The organism is Peribacillus sp. NPDC055009 (assembly GCF_053608705.1).
Map to the genome: position 1 here is coordinate 88732 of NZ_JBSGVZ010000018.1, position 21268 is coordinate 109999.

Consider the following 21268-nt stretch of genomic DNA (forward strand, 5'->3'; position numbering starts at 1 on the left):
AACGTCACCCCTAGCGATTTTCAAATACATAAAAAAAACTGCCAGCGGCAGCTTATTTTGAATTTTCTTCATTTCTTTTTTGTATCTTACGTAAATCCTCGACACGGTCAGGAGATTCTTCAAAGAATTCAACCAGGTCTCCAATCCTATCGATGGCATTCCAACTAAGGTGGTGTTCAATCCCCTCTACATCTTGATAAATATTTTCTTCCTTGACCCCAATCAACCTTAGCATCTGTTCTAAAAGTTCATGACGGTATACGAGCCTTTTACCAACTTTTTTCCCATTTGCGGTTAAAACGAGACCCCGGTACTTTTCATATATCAAATATTTTTCCTGATCCAGTTTTTGTACCATTTTTGTAACAGAAGATGGGTGGACGGAAAGATTTTCGGCAATATCGGAAACTCTTGCATATCCTTTTTCTTCAATAAGTAAATAAATTTGTTCTATGTAATCCTCCATGCTCGGTGTAGGCATTCGGAATCCTCCCATTCAAACGCATATCTAAAAATTTTACTATATAAACGGCCCCGAAACAAGAAGATATAAGTCTCAGGGCGCCTTTAATGATGCTTCTTCTCAAGTTTGCTTGATGTTTTGTTCTGTTGGGAATGTAAAACTGATCTTCTTTTCAGCATCGGACCACGATAGAATGGCATCAAAGGTTTTTTCCCCTTTTTTAAAACCGCTTATCAGATCCGTTTCACCGCTCGCCAACAGCTTTTTTATATTTGCTTGACTGATTTTCTTATTAAGGATTTTTTTGGAGATGGTGAAGTTACACTTTGTTTTTTGATAACTTACACATCCATAGAATTCCCCTTTATCGACAATCTTAGAACCGCATAGTTTACAGCTGCCCACAGATGCCGAGCTTCTTTTTTTAGAGCCGCTCCGTTGAATCGACTCGGTATCCAGCCCTTGAAAATCCCATTTTTCCGATGATTCCACGGCATCACTGATGATTTTTGCTGACATCTTTTTAACAGCTTCCATAAATCCGCCGGCTGAAGCCTTTCCTTCACCGATTTCCCTCAAACGCTGTTCCCATTTGGCTGTCATTTCAGGTGAAGCCAGGATTTTCTCCCCGATGGCAGTAATCAGCACTTTCCCTTTATCTGTCGCAAAAACCTGATTTTTTTTGACATTGATGTATTTACGGTCTTTGAGCATGGTAATGATGCCAGCCCGAGTTGCTTCGGTTCCGAGACCCTCGGTTTTCATCAGAACTTTTTCTAACTCTTCATTATCCAGATGCTTTCCGGCTGTTTTCATCAAAGTGATCAGCTGACCTTCTGTATAGCGCTTAGGAGGTTGGGTTTTTCCTTCTTTCACCTTTATATTGGCGACCTTTCCAGTATCCCCTTTGGAAACGGACGGCAAAATGATATCATCATCCTTGTCATCTTGGAAAATCACTTTGCGCCATCCCTCTTGAATCTGCTGTTTGCCTTTAGAAATGAATTCCGCACGCTTATCGACAAGCGTTTTAATGGTGGTGTAATCGAAAATCGCTTTTTCATAATGAGCCGCAATCAACCGGCGTACCACCAAGTCATAAATATTCCGTTCTTCGGCGGAAAGCCGCTTCGGGTCGGTTACCTGCTCTGTCGGGATAATTGCATAGTGATCAGTCACTTTTTTTTCATTTACAAACCTTTTATTATTCATGATGTTCGGTTGTGGCAAAGGAAACAGGGATTCATATTCTGAAAATCCGCTTAGTTTTTGCAAGATATCGGGAAATGTTTCGGCTTCCCCTTCCGTTACATAATTGGAATCTGAACGTGGATAAGAAACGATTCCTTTTTGATATAAACTTTGTACTATATCAAGCGTCTGTTTCGGTGAATATTTATAAATCTTGTTCACTGTAGCTTGCAATGACGATAGATTAAATAACAAAGGCGGCTGAAATTCTTTCCTTTCAGTATCCATTTCAGCTATTTCAGCTTCCTTACCCTTGCAAAAGGCGGCAATTTTATCAGCCATTTCTTTTGTCTTTATTCTCGGATCATTGTTCTGCTGCCATTTTCCCTGATATTTCTTTCCATCCATCTTGAAGTCAGCGAACACTTCCCAGAACGGCTCAGACTTGAATTGCTCAATTTCCATTTCCCGCTTCACTATCAAAGCAAGAGTCGGTGTCTGAACCCTTCCAGCTGAAAACACATCCGAAACGCCCCTTTGTTTCAATAAAATACTATACGCTCTAGACGCATTCATTCCCACAACCCAGTCCGCACAAGCTCTCGTATACGCTTCATAATAGAGCGGCCTGGTTTTTTCCTCGCTCTTCAAATTTTGGAATCCCTCATAAATCGCTTTTGGGGTCAAAGAGGAAATCCATAAACGTTTCATCGGTTTATTGACATTGCATAGATTAACGATATTGCGTACAATCAATTCTCCTTCACGCCCGGCATCACCTGCATGAATGATTTCATCGACTTCCGGTTTCCTAAGTAAGGTCTTCACAACATTGAATTGCTTTGCCTTTTGTCGGGTCACTTCATATTGAAATTTCTCAGGAATCATCGGCAACGTTTCCATCGACCATTTTTTCCATTTTGAATGATAGGTTTCCGGTGAAACAAGTTGACATAAATGCCCGACAGCCCAAGTTACATAAGCTCCATCGGGAAAAAGTTCATTCGGCATGATTTCTATATAGCCTTGCTGTTTCTTCGTTTTAAATTGAGCTGCTAGCGTTGAACCTTGATCTGGTTTCTCCGCAATGATTAGCTTCATGATCATCTTCACCTAATCCGTTACAAAATATCTTTCCCCTATCATTATACCTTAATTATCACAATCGGCTAGATATGACTTCGTTTTTACTGAACTGATAGTAGAAAGCATGAAATGATTGCTTATCTTCGGTGAAGAGGATTTCAGGGAGATGAAAAAGTCCGCCTAAATATTGGAAGGTCAATAGGTAAAAACTTCGAATTTGGGTGAATCGGAGTATATACAAAAGAAACTAGTGCGATTTTAAATGTGCCCTTCCAAGCTTTTCACTGTTTAGATGAAGATGAAGAAATTAAATTTTTTGATATTATTAATACAAAAGCTAAAGGTATAGGTACTTCGTTAAGTAGATTTTTAAAAGAACTAAAGAAAAGCATATTACTTTACAAAATGTATATAACTTTCTTTTGTTATTAATTAAAAATACAAAGATAGCCGAATTACCTAAGGAAAAAATACTTAATATAACTCTTACTTATTTTAATTGTATTAAAGAGTTGTTACCTGTTGAATGGAGTGATTATAAGCAATATAGACTAACTCATATAGTCTGTTTAAATGCTTTTGCTATAGCCGGCAATAAAATTATCCCTTCAAATTATAATTTTGTTTCCAACCAGTTAAACATTAAAGAAGTAAATAAAAGAATGAGCAGTATAAAGATATTTGATTGGTCTAGTGAAGGAACATTGAAATATCTAAAAGGTGCTAGTGGATCTAAACTCTTAGCTGAAGACATTCTTGCATCTGTAGAAAAATAATACTTGAATTCCCCATTTTCAAATATTAAAATGGCCGAAAAATCAAATTGATTTTCGGCCATTCTTATTTCTTATTCTTTGGAGAGAACTTTCCAACTCAGTTCATGTATGTATTGTGCTAAAGCATCTGTTAAAAAAGAACCAACAGTAGCTTTGAAGTAAAGATTAATCAAAAGGTCCTCCTGAACCCTCATATTAGCGTAAATAAATACAATCCATTTTGAAAAGAGATTGATCAAAAAGGGTTCTTTTCTAGTGATTTAGTATAAAATTTTTAAAAAATAGTTTGATTATTTTTTAGTGATCATTATAGAACTAACGCACCCTATAGTTTAAGTAGAAACCTTCACATTCTCTTATGTGTATCATAAAAAAGGATGGAACCAATGCGATCCCATCCTAAAAATCTTTATTGTTTGTGTTTCTTTTCCTCTTGTTGTTAACGCCCCTGTTAGCTTAATAAATAATGAATAACAAAATATGAGAAACGAATCCCCTAATAGTAACGCTAATCGTGTTTAGCGACTATCAAAAAACAAGTATATCAAGTAATTATCGAATGGGTTTAATCCTTCAAATTCTCTTCCCCCCAATCATACATTGCCTCTATAATTGGAGAAAATTTTGATCCTAAATCTGTTAATGAATACTCTACTCTTGGCGGAACTACTTTGAATACTTCACGATGGATTAATTTATCCTGCTCCAGTTCCCTCAACTGTTTTGTCAACATGGCCTCAGTAATCTCCGGAAAACATCGACGGATCTCTCCAAAACGTCTAGGCTCCTCTGAAAGATACCATAGTAGTAAGAGTTTCCATTTTCCTCCTAACATTTGTTGAACTTTTGCTAAAGCACAGTCAGGTGTACGGAACTTAGTATTTTTAGTCATATTTCTCCTCCTAAATAGCCAATTGAAATCTCATTACTATCAAAAAACATAGTACCTATTAAAAATAATAGTACTTGTTATTATCACTTGTAAGTAATAAGGTAATAGTACCACATTTGCTGTGGTTTTAAAATAAGTTGTTTCATGATGGAGGAATGGAAATTGAAGGGCTCAACTTTACGTGAGCATTTAGGAGTACCTTATCAATATGGACGTGAAAACAATCAATAGAAAGGATGTAGGCAGAACATGGTTCAACGTTTATCTATATTGGATATGGCTCCAGTCGATCTAGAAACATCAGCCAAACAAGCTTTAATAAATTCGGTTAAACTAGCGAGTAAAGCGGATGAACTAGGTTACGAACGCTTTTGGGTCACGGAGCATCATAATATTTCCTCCGTAGCCAGCGCTTCGCCCGAACTTTTAATCGGTCAAATAGCTGCGAATACGCAGCGCATACGGGTTGGTTCAGGTGGCGTCATGCTTGCCAATCATTCTCCGTTGAAAGTAGCTGAGAACTTCAAACTACTGGAGACGTTTTACCCAGACCGCATTGATTTGGGTGTGGGCCGTGCACCTGGAACTGACAGTAAAACTGCGCTTGCCTTACGTCGCTCTATGAATGCATTAAACGCAGATGATTTACAGGGATTGCTTCGTGAATTAAGAGGATATGACCATCCTTCAGAGTCGTTGTCTGATGATTCAATTGCCCAGATAATTGCGATGCCACAAGACGCACCACTTCCGCCAATCTGGATTCTAGGGTCAAGCCCTTATAGTGCCCAACTTGCTGCAATTGAAGCAGCCAACTACTCTTTTGCATATCATTTTAATCCGGCAGGGGCAAAAGAAGCCATCTCATTGTATCGTAAGCTTTATCAAGCAAATCATGGCGTGTCAGCACCAGATGTTATATTAGGTGTTTCAGTAATCAGCGGAGAGACGGAGAAAGAAGTGGAATATCAAAAAAAAATCCTAAGTTTAAAATTTTTACAAAGCTTAGGGCACTTCAACGGTTTCGATTCACTGAAGGCACATGAGATACGGTTTTCTGAAACGCATCATCAAGCTGCACAATCGTTTTTATCTACTATTGTGATAGGTACATGGAGTGAATTGAAGCATAAATTGGATATTCTAGCGGATACTCTAGGTGTCCAAGAACTCATCGTTTCAACTGGACAAGAAGGCTTTGATACGCGATTAAAATTATATGAGAAACTTGCTGAGCTCTATCATTTACAACGAAACTAAAAATAGACCATGAAAGGTGATATCAACATGAATCTGAACAATCAAAAATTAATTTTAGTTACGGGTGCTACTGGCTTACAAGGAGGGGCTGTTGCAAATGAAGCATTAAAACAAGGATTTAAAGTTCGTATTTTAGTGAGAGATGAAAATTCTTCTAAGGCCCAGGCACTTATTCAAAAAGGGGCAGAAGCTGTTGTAGGTAACTTCGATGACCCATCCTCTTTGGAAAATGCAATGAAACATGTCGATGCTGTTTTTTCTGTGCCAATTTCTGGAGTCGATACCGTTGAAACGGATAGAGAGAGAAAACAGGCTTTTGCATTAATTCAAAGTGCAAGTAAAAGTGGCGTAAAACAATTTGTGCATACTTCTGTTGCAGCTACAAGCAGATATTCTGAATTCCCAGAATGGGGAACAGGTTATTGGTTTGAAAAATATTGGACAGATAAGTGGGATATAGAGGAAGCTGTTCGTTCAACAGGCTTTTCTTCATGGACGATCGTGAAACCAGCAGCTGTTATGAATAATTTCATTGATGAAGTGAAAGTGGCGTCCATGTATCCTCTTTTAAAACAAGGGGAAATACAAACTGTGACGTTTGCGGATACACGTATAGATCACATTGCAGTTGAAGATATCGCTGCTTTTGTTTGTGCAGCCTTCGCAAATCCTGAAAAATTCAATGAACATAATATTGAGTTAGCTGCCGAATCGCTGTCATATAATAAAATTGCCGAGATCATCTCGGAGGTAACAGGAAAAGAGATTAAAATCTCAACACTTAGTATTGAAGAAGCATTAGAGCAAGGAACTCATCCATTATCTGTACGAGGTCAGCAATGGGATAACGTAGCTGGTTATAATGTAGATATTGATTTATTAAAAACTTACAATATCAAATTAACTTCATTTAAAGAGTTTGTAGAAAAACATAAAGACCAGTTTAAAATAGATTAACCGCCAGTTAGATGAAAAAAGCAGCCGATCACAATGATCGGCTGCTTTCATAATTGTAACGAGTTAAGGTTTTTCTTCTTTTTTAACAAGCACTTTTTTTATTATTACTTTTCAACTAACCTGCCCCGATAGTTCCATAAGAAAAAGCTGCCTTAAAGACAGCTCTGATCTTCAGCTAACGCACCCGTTAATCTACCCATTTATGAATTTCCCTAATGAATAAACCAATAAAATTAATAATTGATAAAGAGTAAAGGGGATTAATGAAATGAGTGGGATGTACTTTATCTTATTTTTTTCTTTCCTTTTTACAGCTATAATCGTACAAACAATAGAAACACCATACAGGCTCAAACTACTAATTAGTAATATATCACTAAACTTGATTATTTCAATTGCAGCAAATAAAAGTAATGGAGCCATAACTCCAACCATGGCTGACGTAAAACTAAACATATTTTTCTTCATTTCAATTTCCATCCTCAATTCATTTGATAATGGTGGTGGAAGCCCCACATCTTGAACTATAGCACAAGTTAGTTTGATAAAATTATCTCTGTTAATCACTTTTTTTTTCAATAATAGATTTGTTTAATCCTTCTTGTCTTTTCGAACTAACCTGCCCCAAGTTCCATAAGAAAAACGGTTAAACTTTTTTCAAATCGGTACGACTTTATTGTAAATTAAACACTTATAAGAATAAAGAAAGCCTACGATCCTTGCTATTTAAGGAAGTAGGCTTTTATTACTTTTTCTTTTTATGTAGGCTATGTTAATGAATATTGTTGATATTTATTAAAGAAATGAGTAACTTCTAATTCAAGAAGTTACTCTTCTTAATCAAATTAATCTTTAACTTTATTTTTGTTTCTATTTGCTAACTTCATAGCGAAGAACTGAGGAATCAAATTCAAAAAACTAACCAAGATTAATAATTGATATGGAGTTAGTGGCTTAAAATAGCCACCCCATCGTTCGTTCCCTGTCATCTCGCTTATGAAATAAAATGAAATTATTACAGATAATATATTACCAATAATAAGAGAGATTGAATTATTAAAGAGTTTGCCGAAGAAAGCAAGAAGTGAAGTCACTACAATCATAATTAAATAGCCAAGCATTGAACGGTTAGCAAAATCTTGGTGCATTGAAAAATAAACAAAAGGAAAACAGTATAAACAGACTATTAGAATACCAATTACTATTTTTCTTAGAACAAGCAAAATCTTATTCTTCATATATCCCCATCCCTATACCTTTGTCTATCTCGATAGTCCCCACCTCCTGTAATTCATTTAAACGACTTAAACTCTCTTCTTTATCAAAAGAACTATGCCAACGATAATCATATTGATCCAATATACGGTAATGGTTACTAATCAAATTTTGTTGCAAACGAAAATCCCCTCTATACTCGATTTCTTTCCACCATATCTTACCACCCATTGTTTTTTCTTTAGGCGTACCACCATTTTTGCTAGCAATTAACTGAACAAAATCAACTGGATTGTCACCAATTGATGATATCAACAATTGGCTATGATTAAACAAAGCACAAAATGCAACAACGGTGGTCCAATTGGCTTCTGTTCTTCTTTTTTCAATTTGAACTAGTGTTTTTTTGAAATCCCTAGAATTTCAGACATCTTATCTTGAGAAAAACTTTGTTCTGTTCGGACAAGTTTCATTTTTTCTGATATTAAATTGATGAATTCTTCTTTTTCCATATATACTAAATACTCCTTTTTAGTGTAATTTTACACTAATAGTATTATTTTTCAACAAAAATAAACTCATTGGCTATAGATACTATGGAACTACTAAGTGTAATATTTGAATAGTCTGAAAACTATTGGTATAATAGAAAAAAGGTCAAGGAGTTGGTTTCCTATGGAAAAGAATTTGGCTAATACACCACCACAACCTGAAATAAACGTCAAGGATTCTGAATTTGCTGAAATGGTGATAAACAAAGCCCTTCTTAATTTCCGAAAAGAGCAAATCCGAAAAGAGATTGACCAGTCATTACAGGATAAAAACAAAGAAGAATTCCTACGATTAACAGAGGAATTGAAAAACATTTCTTAAAATGTTGTTTATAAAATGAACTTAACATATTTGTAACTTTAAGAAGTACGCCAAAACGCCAATCCCATATCTATAAGGGATTGGCGTTTATTTGATCTTTATCGATTAAGCACGATATTATAAATAAGTTATTATTTGTTCCAAAACTCGTGATTTAGTATACAGTTTTTATTAAATAGTTTGATTATTTTTAGTGATCCTTAATGAACTAACGCACCCGTTAGTTTAAGTACATTTCTTCACAATCCAGAAGTGTAGGAATCATATATTTCACCAATGATCCCTTCCAATTGATGGACACCTAAATTTGTATTTGTCATTATGACTAATCCTTTTTCTAAATAGGGATATGCAACCATCATACATTGAAAGCCTACTCCCCAACCAAGCGCTGAAATTTCTAGTTCTCCTTTTGAGTCATCTAAAAACCCCCCTAGTCCAGTCCACTCTTTACAACCTTGGGAGGTTATCAGTTCTTTTGCTTTACTTACAGAAAGTCCAATTTTACTTTTACCTTTTAAAGAATTAATTAATTCAATAACCAAAATGGATAAATCTGAAGGTGTTGTCCATAGCCCTGACGCAGCTTGATAGGGATATATAGCATATTTTCCATCAACTAATTCTCCAGTTTTTTTATGACCACAAGAAAAGTTATCACTTTTCTCTTCTGAAATGGTCATTGCTAATGAACTGTTGTGCATTTTTAATGGTTGAAATATTAGTTCGGCCATTATTTCTTCGAAACGTTTACCAGTCACATCTTCTAAAAGTAGTTGTATTATACAATAGCCTGCATCTGAATATTGAAAGTCGCTCTGAGGTTCATAGTTCACTTGAATAGGCACTTTACAATAGGGTGTGTGTCCCTTTAAGAGGTCAACAATTGAGGAAATACCGTCATTCGAATTAAGTTCCATAAAACTATCTTCTGGGTCTATAATTCCAGATTGATGACTAAGCAAGCTTCTTAATGTGACATATTGGTTTTCAGTAAATTTATTATCAGGAACTTTCCACGAGGTTAGCTTTTTGTTTATATCCTCATCTAAATCAACAAGACCTTGTTCAGTTAGTAGCAAAACAAGCATCCCGGTTAAGAACTTACTAATCGAACAAGCACTAAAAATAGAATTACTATTTACAATTTTAGTCGTTCCTGCCTCAAGTAAACCATAGTGTTCTGCCATACTAATTTGAGCTTTATTAATTACTGCAATGCTCAATCCATTTACATTATGATAATCCATACGCTCTTTAATGCTTATATTAGTAATTCCCATCTAACCCCTCCGTTTTTATAACATTATTTTACCATTAGTGGGGATATACGGTGTGTTTTATTTCCTATGCTTGTGCAGCTAACCTGCCCCTTTAGTTCCATAAGAAAAGAGCTGTCTAAAAGACAGCTCCGATTTTCAGCTAACGCACTGATTAAGGTTTTACGACAGATTATAGTAATTTAAATCTTTCCAACCTTCAAAAGTATTTCTTGTGTGTGATAATAAGATATTTAATTTCGGAAAGCGAATCGTATAACATAGCCCCCGTTAATAAATCAAAACTTTTTATTTAATTCATTTAAGTGTATACATTTATTACTATTTATTCGTTGTATAAGTATAGGGAGGAAAAATGATGAAAAAAGAAAATGTACTAGCCTCCTATCTTATCAATTTAGGCGAGGAAGTGTTCAATCTATTACTAGCGAAAGGAGCACAAAAAGAAGATGCGGAAGATATAATTCAAAATACTTTTTACAAAGTGTACACACTGTTAGATGATCTAACTGAGAGCAATATGCGTCCGTGGTTTTTTAGAGTAGCACTCAATGAATATATTGACTTGAAAAGAAAAAAGGAACAGCAGAACATCTTCATAACCGAAGAAATTTATTCGAAGCTACAATATACAGACCGCGAATTTGATGCCATTTTAAATAAGGATGAGATTTTCTATTTATTAAAAGACGTCAAAAAAGAATACAAAGAAGCTTTCTTTTTAAAGTATTACTATGATTTTTCATATGAAGAAATTGCGACTATTTTGGACATTAAAGTAAACAGTGTAAAGCAAACATTACATCGTGCACGTAAATTTATTCACTCAAAAATAGGAGGAAAACATTAATGGACACTTCGTTAAAAGATGCTTTAAAAAAAGCTAAACGAAAACAATTACTAAAAATCGTCATTACTTCAATTATCGTTGTACTTATTCTATTACCGATCCTTTATAAAACTGGCAATTACTTTGCAGCGAAAAGTTCTACAAGACTTCACGATCAGCTCTTTTTACATAATGCAATTGCCGAACCTAATATTCAAATCGATTCTCAAGTTACGAGTAATTCCTCCATGTTTGGTGGCAACATTGTGACGAATCGTTCTAAAAATATTAATGGCTACTTAGTACAATGGAGCACACTTACAAGTTCATATGATTGGCTTCGATCCCAAATTGATTACAATGAGTTAGTACCGGGATTTTATTGGTCTGATACGGAATTTTATGAGTATGATAAACAAACTAAGAATAAAGTGGCGACTTTTTATCATCCTTCAATTCAAAAGTACCATGATGGTGTACAAAATGAACTTGGGGAAATTTCACAAATGGAAAACCAGGTTGCGGAAGTTGCGGTTTCTTTCGATCAGCCTTATACATTTCAAGAAATTCAAGCAAAAATCCCCGATAATTTAAACATCGTATGGTTGTATATGACATCACCAATTGTTGATGAAAGTAAAGGACCTGCTGGTATAGAGGTTTATGGATTTAATCCATCTGATTCACCTAAAGAGGCATATAAAAGCTTTATTGAAGCACTTGAAAAATATGATGCAAATGGCTTTAACGAAACAATCCAAGAGTTTTTAAATTCTAATAAAAATAAAAAGTTTGATGAAGTAAAAATATTAGGGATAATGCTGACTGGTCAAACCCAAAATTTTAAAGCATTAGAAAATCAAGATTTTATTCGTGGTTCTTCTGTAGGTGCAACTGCACAAATCGTCCCTTATATTAAACCTGAGAAATAATAAGCAAGAGACCAGATGAACATTTGGTCTCACTTTTTTGTTAATCTGCCCTTTAGTTCATTAAATTATTTCATTGACCTTGCAACTTCCAACATTTTATTCCTTGATACCCGTGAGCTCTCCATTTCTACATAAGTTCCTTCTTGTATCCAACGAAGTAAACCACCAGTAATAAGTTCTCCCTCTTTATCTAACTCACCACTATTACCCCATTCTACAAAAAAGGCATTATGCCCCTGCCTTAAAGACAGCTCCGATCTTCAGCTAACCCACCCGTTAGTTCAAGTAGGCACTAGTGCAACTTTTATTTATCTACTCCTGCATCTATTTCCCAGCTATTTTGCAACTTCCGGATATAAATGATCTGACCAATGTGATATGCGTTATGAGTTGACACATTTCCGAGTATTGCCCACCATTTCACGTGTCCAGGATAACCATTAACTTCTCTCTCAACTTTTTCTTCAGATAATAACTCTTGCCAACGTAAAAGCACCTCTAATAGTTGTTTTTTTAAGTCAGCAAAAGTATGATTTTCAGGAATAATAAAGCTGTTATTATTATTTCCTATTGAAGGCACAGCATCAACGTGAGATTTTTGGTACCTTGTTTGCCATGTTTGATTCCAATATAGTAGATGCTGCACAATTTCAGCAATACTATTACTTTCTTCGTTTGGCTTCCAAAATGCATGTTCCTCAGACAATCTTTCTACTGAATCTGAAAATGGTAGGTACCAACTTGGGTCATTAGCATTTGCCAACAACTGATCCGATAAAACATCTTTTGCATGAACCATAACAAACCCTCCTAATTTTTATATACTGTTTTTTCTAAATCTTTAAACAATATCATCTTATTATATTCTACATAGTATATTGATTGTCCTGTTCTTATTAAGCTAACCTGCCCCTTTAGTTCCATAAGAAAAAGAGCCACCAATTGGCAGCTCCGGATCTCAACTAACGCACCCGTTAGTTGAAGAACATTGCTTATGTATTGTGTATTATCTTTGTACTAAAGAAAAAAACAGCTTATTTAATGTCTCTAAGATTTATAGTCCACTATGTCTCCCTCGTCATAAGCTTCTTTAAATAATGGTGGCGTTTTCGCTTCAGATTGATTTTGTGATGAGGAACGAATACCATTTTCAGCTAAGATATCTAAAATTTTTTGAATATCTTCTTTGGTTGCGGGTGCTTTGTTTGGCTTTAGGCTAGTCGCTATTTTACCATTGGACTCTAATATCGCCAATTCAACATCTTCGACATTTCCTATATTTTTTTGGCGAAGTGCACTTTGTATCTCATCTGTCGTTAATCTGGCTTTTTTTAGCTCTTCTAACTTCACCTTTCCATCTTTAATTAGTATTGATGGTACTCCATTAATAAACTTTCTGGATTTTGGAAACCATATTTGTATTTTTGCTAATAATACAATTCCTATAATGAGCAAAGTTCCAGCATATACTGCTTGCCATTCCTCTTTCAATGCTAAAGGTTGGATTAGTACAGCACCAATCGAAATCCTTAACACAGCTTCCGAAACTGTTGTTTCTGCAAGTGATCTCTTTCCTGCGATACGCAGAAGAATAATTGCAGTACAAAAAATTAACAATGCCTTTAATACATAAGGTAAGGTAGATATGTCTTCTAAAAAATCCATCATTTTTCTCATTCCTTAAACATTTTTTGTTAGTATTTGTTGACTCTATACCAAATATGTAGATAGTTTTTGGAAACTAGGTAATAACAAAAATTCAGGTGTTTTTTAGAATGTAAAATAAAGGCTAAATAACTAATTCTCCACTTCAACTAAACTGCCCCGATAGTTGCATAAAGAAAAAGCTGCCTTAAAGACAGCTCTGATCTTCAGCTAACGCACCCGTTAGTTTAAGTACACTCCTTCACAATCTTGCCATCCTGCTACTTTAACTTAACAATTAAAACAAACTACAATACAAATATCATTGAAGCCAAAACTAAAAATGGAAATAAAACAATTAGCAATATTGATACTCCTGTCTTCCAATTTTTCTTTATTTGAAGTAATTCCTTCTTAGCCTTCTCCTTATTTTTAAGCGACCATATAATAATTCCGACCCAATAAATTGCTAAAAATATATAACTTGAAGTATCCATAAAACCACCTTTTATAACAATTTTCTGTAATCACTGTTTAACTATCATTCTTTTTTGCCCCGTTTTTTCAATATGAAAGGATCGCACCCTATAGATAATTAACGAAGTGAATTAGTGGTCTTTTTTTTAAATCCTTTAATTGTTGTATAAATAGGGTATAACAATAACAAACCTCCAAATAGCAATATCCCATATTTTTCATTAGGAAGATATTTATCTAATAAATTATTCAAAAATAGATCTCCTGTTATGATGAAGATTAGACCTGATGTGAAAAATATTAAAAACGTTTTGAAAAAACTTTTCTTTTTAAATTTCTTGTCCCTAAAACCATAAATTAAGCCTAAAACCACAGACAAAACAAGTAAATCAGTGATATTCATACATCTTAACCTTCTTTTTTATTCTCAGCATAAGCGAAAAAAATACTATTTCATATATAAAAATATTCCCACCTTATAGAACTAACCTGCCCCGATAGTTCCATAAGAAAAAGCTGCCTTAAAGACAGCTCCGGGCTTACTGTCGTATAAATAAACCATTTCGTTCAATAATCTCTCGGCATTTATCAAACCCTTCCATTTTCTTACTATACACAGGAAAACATAGCTCATAATTTCCGATAATAACTGTTTCAAGTGAAGGAAAGAAAAAATTTCAAAAATACAATTCTTCAACTGAAAGGTTAACCAGAAACTGAAGTGCCTCTTCATCACCAATTTTGTATATGCCCTCTTTGATAGCGAACATCTTTCTAAAAACACTCGCCTCCACACGATTTAAGAAGCCTAGAATGAATTTGACTTGCTCTTTGCTTATTCCATTTTTATTGATATGAACAAATACTTCGCCATCTGTATGATAAATTTGGGTAATTGCACTTAAAAATCTGGAACCATACTTTAAATTATGCTCGTGATGACTGCTTAGTAAATCTCGTGCCTCTTGTTCAGTAAGAACTCGATTATATACATCCATAATACCAATAATAGGAAACACCTTTCTTGGCTCCTTCAAAAGATGGGTGTTGAATTTTTTAAATTTTGTATATATTTTTTCTATCTCGTTATCAGTAGCTAATTCAATTCTCAAATAGTTCGCCTCACTTTGCCTGGTTGTATCATTTTATCATTTTTGTTATTGAACTAACCTGCCCCGTTAGTGCCATAAGAAAAAGGCTGCCTCAGCAACCTTCCTTATTGAAGTAAGCACCCGTTAGCCATCCATGAATCGCAAAAATCGGCGATCCACCACAAAGAATGAAAATGGTTGGGAAGTGTCCATACTGATACTGACCTTAATCCAGTCAACCTTAATCCATAGACTAATTAACGCTCTCCTCTTTTTTAAACGATTGAGCAGGGTCTTCTTAAGTATTGTCATTTTTCATTATTAAAGAAACTTATTTTCATGGTAGTTCAACAACAAAATTTATTATTATCCTATTACTTCTCCCAAAGCTCTATACGTCTTCCCTCTGGATCTTCAATCCAAATAAACTTTCCAAATTCATTAATCGTCTTTTCCATAACAAGGGGAATACCCATTTTTTCTATATGTTTGATACTGTCATCCAAATTTTCAACTTGAAAGTTTAACATCACTTGTTGTTCTGTTGGAAAATAGCGGTCATTTTCAGAAAAGAAGGAAAAGATAGTTTCATTGCCTGATTGTGGTGTAATAATGGTACCATTCCAATTTTCAATTTCAATTTTTAGGACTTTACTGTACCATTTTTTTATATCCTCTAGATTTTTAGTCCTCCAAAAGATTCCTCCAAAACCCTTTATTATCATAAGAATCTCCTTCCTATCCCATTAGTTATTAATTTAAATTCTAGTTTTGAAAGCGAATTCCTCTTTCACTAACCTGCCAGTTAGAACAATTTAAAAAAGGCTGCTTCGGTTATATGTAATTCCATATAAATGTTATTTTATAGGGGGTTTTATATAGTATTTAATAAGATGTTGATCATTAAAACAAGTAGAAACAAAAGGGATAGAAATCTATCCCTTTTTATTTATGCTGACCTCAAAATGACCTCATTTACCACAACAACTCAAAGAATGTAATTGTAAAATTTTCAATTTTAAATTTTGGCTCTGTTAAAGTAAATTGTTGATTTTTGAGCAAAAAAAGACCACAATTTTTGTGGTCTTTGCTTTTCCTTATTCAATTAACTCACCCGTTACTTTGTGACCGTATCGCTAAGATTGAGGGCAGTAAGAATGAGTTTAAACGATTCCAAGCCCCAGTATTAACACTGAATAAGGAAGAGGAGGAGGATATCTTTGATAAGCTTATTCATCTGTTTGACGGGGTTGTTGTGGAGGGTGAAATTCAAGAGGTCAAAGAAGAAGAACCAATTGACCAGCTGAAACGCTGGATCGCAAACACTGGTGAGCTCCGAGTAAATGAGTTAGCAAGATTGATAGGTTTAGGGAATAATAAGGTTCATGCCATGATGGTGGAATTAGTAAATGAAGGGTATTTGAAGAAGGAAGGCAGAAGTTATGCCATTAACGTGAATGATGAAGAATTGGATAAATGGAGGGAAAAGGAATGATACCTTTTACGACTGCATTGATAATCCCTGTTGTAACCTTCTACGCAATGATCAAAGGAATCGATTATATGTATAGTGAAATGACTGGAAAAGAAAAACCGATTACGTCCATTAACTTTCGCCAATGGAAGGACGGATGGGGATGAATAAAAAATTAGTAAAATGTAAGTCTGCGTTGATAGAATAATTGAACATAAGCAGAAGGGTTCGAGAATCTTTAAAAGATCTCGAACCCTTCTGTTTTAATATGTGAGTGTCCAGTCTAGTTTACGGGATGCGTGAAAAAAAAAACGAGTGAAAATATAATTTCTGGTAATCAAAGTTTAAGAGATTTTTACGAATAAAAAAAGTGAAGAAGGAAAACCCTTTAGAGTGGCTAATATGAGTTAGCAACAAACCTACATTGACATGTCATTGCGCTTGTTTTTATGAGAGATATATTTTTTCGGTATCGCAACATTATACGGCACATTGCTATGTCCGTAGCTACGATGAATCATCATATACAGTAAACCAATACCTACAACTATGACTCCTGAAACGAGCACGATATAGTTATCATACCAAGGTGCATCTGGCGTTCTTGGCCAACACATGTTGATCATTGCGATGATTCCATAGACAAGCGCACCAATATTGACGGGCAGTCCCCACTTGCCCAATTGATACTTACCACTTGGCTTCCATCCTTTTAGTCTAGCTCGAAGTGCAGCAAAGACAACCATTTGGAATCCAAGATAAATGCCAAATGCCGCAAAACTGATTACCTTTGTGAGCGCATCTGTAGACACTTTTGATCCAAGCACAATGAGGGCTGGGACAATTGCGGCAAGAAGCAGCGCATAAGGTGGAATGTGACGAGCAGCCGAAAATTTCTTTAACAATCGGCTTCCTACAATCATGTCATCACGGCCATACGAATAGGCAAGTCTGCTTGCTGCCGCTTGTAAACTCATTACACATGAAAGGAAAGAAATCAACACAATACCCAGTACAATCTTCGCGCCAACAGCACCAAATGCATCGTTTAGTAAGGTATCAACAGGCGTTACGTCCTTACCAGCGATAACTGCTGGGATATCAGCAACTGATAGTACTAAAGCAAGGCAAACAAAAGTTGCTGCAGCACCGCCAATGTAAATGGTCCGACGCATTGCCTTTGGGATAAGAACACCTGGATTCGGTACTTCTTCAGCAACATCACCACAGGCTTCGAACCCATAATATTGAAAAATTCCAATTAATCCAGCTGCTGCAAATGCATACATGTAGCTATGACTACCTTGAGCACCAAAAGAATCAAAGAGCACATCAAGACCGTGCACCCTTTGTGTGATAAGCAACCAAAATCCAACTACAAGCGCACCGATAAGTTCAGCAGCAAAACCAATAACTGCTGCAGCCGCGAGAACCTTTGTGCCAAGAAAATTGATGATAGTCGATAGTGCAAGAAGGACTACTGCACAAAGAATCGCAGAGTCCACCGATACTTCAAAACCCAAAACTTGTGCTAGATAAGGTCCAGCTCCGTACGCGACACTGGCAATCGTCACAAGCAAGGCCATTAAGTAAACCCAGCCAGTCATCCACGCCCACTTGCGCCCCCATAGTCTTCGTGCCCAAGGATAAACTCCTCCTGCAACAGGGTATTGCGCAACAATCTCGCTGAAGACAAGTGCGACTAGTAATTGTCCGAGTCCAACGATGAAAAAACTCCAAATCATGGGTGGGCCACCTTGCGCAAGTGCGTATGCAAATAGTGAGTACACACCTACTACAGGTGAAAGATAAGTGAACCCTAGCGAAAAGTTTGCCCACGGACTCATGTCGCGGCGAAATTCAGATTCATATCCAAGCGATGCCAGTTGTGCAGCATCACTATCATAATGTTCTGACGGAGAACCTCCAATATTTTTATTCAGATTTTCTTGCATATTTGAGCCTCCTTAAAATGGTAGATATATTCTTATATGCAATTGTTGCGCCAATATAAAAAAATAATATAAATATTCAGTTAATTACACTTTGATAGAGGTAAATTTTACAATCAAATTTCAATTTTGATATTTTGTATTCAACTCTGAAATAATTTTAAGATGGGGGATAGGGATTTTATGCCAAATAACTTCCATCTGTTATTACTTTTTAATCATTAATGCATAATTTATTCATAACTTCATAGGAACGTGGAATTGTTGGGCAGAACCCTAGCTTTTTAGTAAGTAGTTCAGATAACGTGAAGAAAAAGCCAAATAACAAAGTAAATAACATACGAATTGGCAAGTTAAATAGCAGATTAAATAACAATATAATTAGCATAAAAAACACTTGAGTACCCAAGTGTTTTTGGTCTTTAATGTGTAATTCTTGTTCAACTAACGCACCCGTTTGTTGAGGAGGAACTTCTAACTTTTAGTACCTTTTTCTAATTCTTCACGTTTTTTTATCTCTTCTGTTTGGTCTAAGATATTAATATTCACTTTTCTTAGCTCGTGACAATAAAGGTCTCTCCCACCATGATTCAGGGAGTTTTTTTATTACTTTCACAAAAACATCTACTGTATAATTTTCTTCAATCGTAGTAGGATAGTGTACAATATCAACTACTTCGCACAATTTTGAACCTAGCTCAACTTTTTCACCAATTCGCACATATAGATTGTTATAAGAATAACTATTTATATTTTCTTTAATTTCTCCTAATTCACCTTCAATATATTTAACTAACATTTTATAGCCCCCTTCTCTTTTTACTCATCTTATTTTCAGTATTGATTTTCCTCTTCTAAAGCCACTTTCCTTCACACCTTTTTTGAAAATTACTCCATTTATTCTAAAATAAACTTATCTTTCTATTGAATTATTCTGCTCCGTTAGTTCCATAAGAAAAAGAGCTGCGGAAGCAACTCCCCTATTGAAGTAAAGCACCCATTAGTTCGATTCACTTATTTCTAGTATATTCTGGAGTATCACAGAGTGGACATTCCTCATATTGCTTTTCCTTTGCTAGAAATAAAGTAAATCCCAAGAATAAAAGTAATTATTAAAATGACACAAATTAACCAATACATCAAAGGATATTGATATAGTACTGTTGAATTCATATCGGTTGTTGTTATTTTATTCTCAACAGGATCATAAAGCATGTCCACAATTAAGTATGTTAGTAAAGATGAAAGAGTAAGAAATATTCCTATCGCACGTTTCATCATTTTCACCTCCTAAAACCGTTAAACTGTATACAGTTTAACGTAAAAACAAAATCCTTCTTCAACTAAACTGCCCCTTTAGTTCAATAAGAAAAAGCTGCCTAAAAGACAGCTCTGATCATCAGCTAACGCACCTGTTAGTTCAACAAGAAAAAAGTCTTTTCTATTGTGAGATAAGGTATTTTTCTTTGAAAATTGGACTCAATTCACTCCATACATCAAATTTATTACCATCTAAATCAAAGAAAACAAAATTCCTTCCAGAATGTCCTCTATTTTCAATTGCCCCAATTCTAATCTGTTTATCGATAAAATCTCTATGTATAGCTTCTAAAGCATTTAATCCATTAACTTCAAATGTTATAGAAAAACGCTCAACACCGTAAATATCATAGAAATTTGAGCTTTGATTTTCTTTAGATTTAACAAGGAAAATACTTTGGTTCGCAAAATTAAGAATTGCTTTGTCTTCGTCTTTATAGCTTAACTCTGCCCCCAATTTGTTTACATACCATTTAGAAGAAAGTTCTACATTTGAAACTGGGATATAAGTAGTTCCTACCCTTAATAATTTTTTATTCACCCTGTTCGCCTCCTTTAATTACTTGAATAAACTCATTCTCCACTTATATATCTTCCCCCTTTTAATTATCCATAATTACCCTTTTGCAATTTCAACTATCCTGCCCCGTTAGTTCCATAAGAAAAAGAGCTGCCAAAGCAACCTAAAGTTAATTTTAAAAAGTGAAGGCATTGATTCAGCAGGAAGGATTTATGGCCTTTTTCTGTGGAACTTACTATGATTGTGAAATAATCTACTTAAAGTAACGGATGCATTAGTTTATTAAGGAACATAAAAAGGAGTATCTTTGCTGGGTTTCCAGCCACTATTGTATTGGCAGGAACATCTTTTGGAACAAAAGAACCAGCAGCAACAATTGAATTATCTCCAATAGTGACTCCAGCCAGAATTATGCAACTTCCACCAATCCATACACCGTTTCCAATTATAATTGGTATTCCATATCCACTCTTGTTCCTATCCTTGGGTTCGATTGAATGACCAGCCGTATATATACCTACATTGGGACCTATCATACAGTTGTCACCAACCCTAACTTCTGCCATATCTAAAATAGTGCAGTTATAGCCAGCATAGAAATTATCGCCAACGTGGATATTGTAGCCCAAGTCGTAATGGAAATTGTGTTCAATACTAGGATCAACACCTACAGTACCAAACAAATTCTTTATAATTTCCTCTCTTTTTGAGAAATCTTCTATAGCACTATTGTTAAATTCTTGAACAAGTTTATGAGCACGAATATTTTTTAATTTTAGTTCCTCTGTTCCTCGTTCATAATAGATTTTCTCTTTATCGCTCATACCTAATTTCCTCCTTTCAGTTAGTACAAATGTTACCATAATCTTCAACTAACCTGTCCCGTTAGTGCCATAAGGAGTCTTGACGCATGCCCATCAAGTTAAAATTTCTTTATACCTCAAAACGAAAAAAGCTATCTTCAGCAGCATTTACAGAAAGAATAGCTTATTTTTTCTTTATGGGCATAATCCTTTTTCTTAGCTTGATGGCGATA

24 protein-coding genes and 1 pseudogene are annotated in these 21268 nt (G+C 35.1%); 8 read left to right on the forward strand and 17 right to left on the reverse strand.

Features of this window, described 5'->3' with window-relative positions:
• Positions 1-52: 52 nt before the first annotated feature.
• Together mntR and ACWF5P_RS21780 are read right to left on the reverse strand one after the other, a co-directional pair.
• Positions 53-481, reverse strand: coding sequence for a transcriptional regulator MntR (mntR, locus tag ACWF5P_RS21775; protein WP_048687667.1), 429 nt, complete (start codon positions 479-481; stop codon positions 53-55).
• Positions 482-583: 102 nt separating this feature from the next.
• Positions 584-2755, reverse strand: coding sequence for a DNA topoisomerase III (locus ACWF5P_RS21780; RefSeq protein WP_452445267.1), 2172 nt, complete (start codon positions 2753-2755; stop codon positions 584-586).
• A 407-nt stretch (positions 2756-3162) separates the two neighbouring features.
• Here ACWF5P_RS21780 and ACWF5P_RS21785 point away from each other — a divergent pair, with 407 nt between their 5' ends.
• Positions 3163-3516, forward strand: coding sequence for a hypothetical protein (locus ACWF5P_RS21785; RefSeq protein ID WP_452445268.1), 354 nt, complete (start codon positions 3163-3165; stop codon positions 3514-3516).
• Positions 3517-4081: 565 nt separating this feature from the next.
• Here the strand turns inward: ACWF5P_RS21785 and ACWF5P_RS21790 are convergent.
• Positions 4082-4408 carry a winged helix-turn-helix transcriptional regulator gene (locus ACWF5P_RS21790; RefSeq protein ID WP_434167195.1) on the reverse strand — a complete coding sequence of 109 codons (327 nt, stop codon included), beginning with the start codon at positions 4406-4408 and terminating at the stop codon, positions 4082-4084.
• A gap of 249 nt (positions 4409-4657) precedes the next feature.
• Between ACWF5P_RS21790 and ACWF5P_RS21795 the strand changes: the two genes are divergently transcribed.
• Together ACWF5P_RS21795 and ACWF5P_RS21800 are read left to right on the forward strand one after the other, a co-directional pair.
• The gene (locus ACWF5P_RS21795; protein WP_452445269.1) at positions 4658-5668 is read left to right on the forward strand and encodes an LLM class flavin-dependent oxidoreductase; all 1011 of its coding nucleotides are present in this window, start codon (positions 4658-4660) and stop codon (positions 5666-5668) included.
• Positions 5669-5695: 27 nt separating this feature from the next.
• Positions 5696-6625 (forward strand): NmrA/HSCARG family protein, encoded by a 930-nt coding sequence (locus ACWF5P_RS21800; protein WP_452445270.1) that lies wholly within the window; start codon positions 5696-5698, stop codon positions 6623-6625.
• A 192-nt stretch (positions 6626-6817) separates the two neighbouring features.
• On the opposite strand, the gene ACWF5P_RS21805 is transcribed toward ACWF5P_RS21800, so the two are convergent.
• The 3 genes and pseudogenes from ACWF5P_RS21805 to ACWF5P_RS21815 form a co-directional block, all read right to left on the reverse strand.
• Positions 6818-7204: a hypothetical protein gene (locus ACWF5P_RS21805; protein WP_452445271.1), complete on the reverse strand. Its 387-nt coding sequence runs from the start codon at positions 7202-7204 to the stop codon at positions 6818-6820.
• Positions 7205-7470: 266 nt separating this feature from the next.
• The gene (locus tag ACWF5P_RS21810) at positions 7471-7863 is read right to left on the reverse strand and encodes a hypothetical protein (RefSeq protein WP_144481193.1); all 393 of its coding nucleotides are present in this window, start codon (positions 7861-7863) and stop codon (positions 7471-7473) included.
• Positions 7853-8352: pseudogene (locus tag ACWF5P_RS21815) on the reverse strand (helix-turn-helix transcriptional regulator). Before ACWF5P_RS21815 ends, ACWF5P_RS21810 begins: the two are co-directional and overlap by 11 nt.
• Before the next feature lie 163 nt (positions 8353-8515).
• On the opposite strand from ACWF5P_RS21815, the gene ACWF5P_RS21820 reads away from it, so the two are divergent.
• Positions 8516-8713 carry an IDEAL domain-containing protein gene (locus tag ACWF5P_RS21820; RefSeq protein ID WP_056527760.1) on the forward strand — a complete coding sequence of 66 codons (198 nt, stop codon included), beginning with the start codon at positions 8516-8518 and terminating at the stop codon, positions 8711-8713.
• A 239-nt stretch (positions 8714-8952) separates the two neighbouring features.
• Here ACWF5P_RS21820 and ACWF5P_RS21825 read toward each other — a convergent pair whose 3' ends face one another.
• The gene (locus ACWF5P_RS21825; protein WP_452445272.1) at positions 8953-9996 is read right to left on the reverse strand and encodes a serine hydrolase domain-containing protein; all 1044 of its coding nucleotides are present in this window, start codon (positions 9994-9996) and stop codon (positions 8953-8955) included.
• A 355-nt stretch (positions 9997-10351) separates the two neighbouring features.
• On the opposite strand from ACWF5P_RS21825, the gene ACWF5P_RS21830 reads away from it, so the two are divergent.
• Positions 10352-10843 carry an RNA polymerase sigma factor gene (locus ACWF5P_RS21830; RefSeq protein ID WP_452445273.1) on the forward strand — a complete coding sequence of 164 codons (492 nt, stop codon included), beginning with the start codon at positions 10352-10354 and terminating at the stop codon, positions 10841-10843.
• Complete coding sequence (locus ACWF5P_RS21835; RefSeq protein ID WP_452445274.1) at positions 10843-11754, forward strand: sigma factor regulator N-terminal domain-containing protein; 912 nt, start codon at positions 10843-10845, stop codon at positions 11752-11754. Before ACWF5P_RS21830 ends, ACWF5P_RS21835 begins: the two co-directional genes overlap by 1 nt.
• 304 nt (positions 11755-12058) lie before the next feature.
• Here ACWF5P_RS21835 and ACWF5P_RS21840 read toward each other — a convergent pair whose 3' ends face one another.
• From ACWF5P_RS21840 to ACWF5P_RS21860, 5 genes are all read right to left on the reverse strand, one after another.
• Positions 12059-12553: a DinB family protein gene (locus ACWF5P_RS21840; protein ID WP_434167201.1), complete on the reverse strand. Its 495-nt coding sequence runs from the start codon at positions 12551-12553 to the stop codon at positions 12059-12061.
• A 248-nt stretch (positions 12554-12801) separates the two neighbouring features.
• Positions 12802-13422 carry a DUF421 domain-containing protein gene (locus tag ACWF5P_RS21845; protein ID WP_241637999.1) on the reverse strand — a complete coding sequence of 207 codons (621 nt, stop codon included), beginning with the start codon at positions 13420-13422 and terminating at the stop codon, positions 12802-12804.
• A 571-nt stretch (positions 13423-13993) separates the two neighbouring features.
• On the reverse strand, positions 13994-14278 hold the full coding sequence (locus ACWF5P_RS21850) for a hypothetical protein (protein ID WP_452445275.1): 285 nt from the start codon (positions 14276-14278) through the stop codon (positions 13994-13996).
• A gap of 274 nt (positions 14279-14552) precedes the next feature.
• Positions 14553-14987, reverse strand: a complete 435-nt coding sequence (locus ACWF5P_RS21855) for a hypothetical protein (RefSeq protein ID WP_452445276.1) — start codon at positions 14985-14987, stop codon at positions 14553-14555.
• Between the two features lie 353 nt (positions 14988-15340).
• Complete coding sequence (locus ACWF5P_RS21860) at positions 15341-15688, reverse strand: VOC family protein (protein ID WP_260358072.1); 348 nt, start codon at positions 15686-15688, stop codon at positions 15341-15343.
• Between the two features lie 356 nt (positions 15689-16044).
• On the opposite strand from ACWF5P_RS21860, the gene ACWF5P_RS21865 reads away from it, so the two are divergent.
• Complete coding sequence (locus ACWF5P_RS21865) at positions 16045-16461, forward strand: helix-turn-helix domain-containing protein (RefSeq protein ID WP_434167204.1); 417 nt, start codon at positions 16045-16047, stop codon at positions 16459-16461.
• Positions 16458-16607 (forward strand): hypothetical protein, encoded by a 150-nt coding sequence (locus ACWF5P_RS21870; RefSeq protein ID WP_214795833.1) that lies wholly within the window; start codon positions 16458-16460, stop codon positions 16605-16607. Before ACWF5P_RS21865 ends, ACWF5P_RS21870 begins: the two co-directional genes overlap by 4 nt.
• Positions 16608-16859: 252 nt before the next feature.
• On the opposite strand, the gene ACWF5P_RS21875 is transcribed toward ACWF5P_RS21870, so the two are convergent.
• The 5 genes from ACWF5P_RS21875 to ACWF5P_RS21895 form a co-directional block, all read right to left on the reverse strand.
• Entirely contained in the window at positions 16860-18287 is a 1428-nt protein-coding gene (locus ACWF5P_RS21875) for an APC family permease (RefSeq protein WP_278090119.1), read from the reverse strand.
• Between the two features lie 643 nt (positions 18288-18930).
• Positions 18931-19191: a hypothetical protein gene (locus tag ACWF5P_RS21880; RefSeq protein WP_452445277.1), complete on the reverse strand. Its 261-nt coding sequence runs from the start codon at positions 19189-19191 to the stop codon at positions 18931-18933.
• 257 nt (positions 19192-19448) lie between these two features.
• On the reverse strand, positions 19449-19670 hold the full coding sequence (locus ACWF5P_RS21885; protein WP_260358058.1) for a hypothetical protein: 222 nt from the start codon (positions 19668-19670) through the stop codon (positions 19449-19451).
• A gap of 163 nt (positions 19671-19833) precedes the next feature.
• On the reverse strand, positions 19834-20253 hold the full coding sequence (locus tag ACWF5P_RS21890) for a VOC family protein (RefSeq protein WP_452445278.1): 420 nt from the start codon (positions 20251-20253) through the stop codon (positions 19834-19836).
• 236 nt (positions 20254-20489) lie between these two features.
• Positions 20490-21056, reverse strand: coding sequence for a sugar O-acetyltransferase (locus ACWF5P_RS21895; protein ID WP_452445279.1), 567 nt, complete (start codon positions 21054-21056; stop codon positions 20490-20492).
• Positions 21057-21268 lie beyond the last annotated feature (212 nt).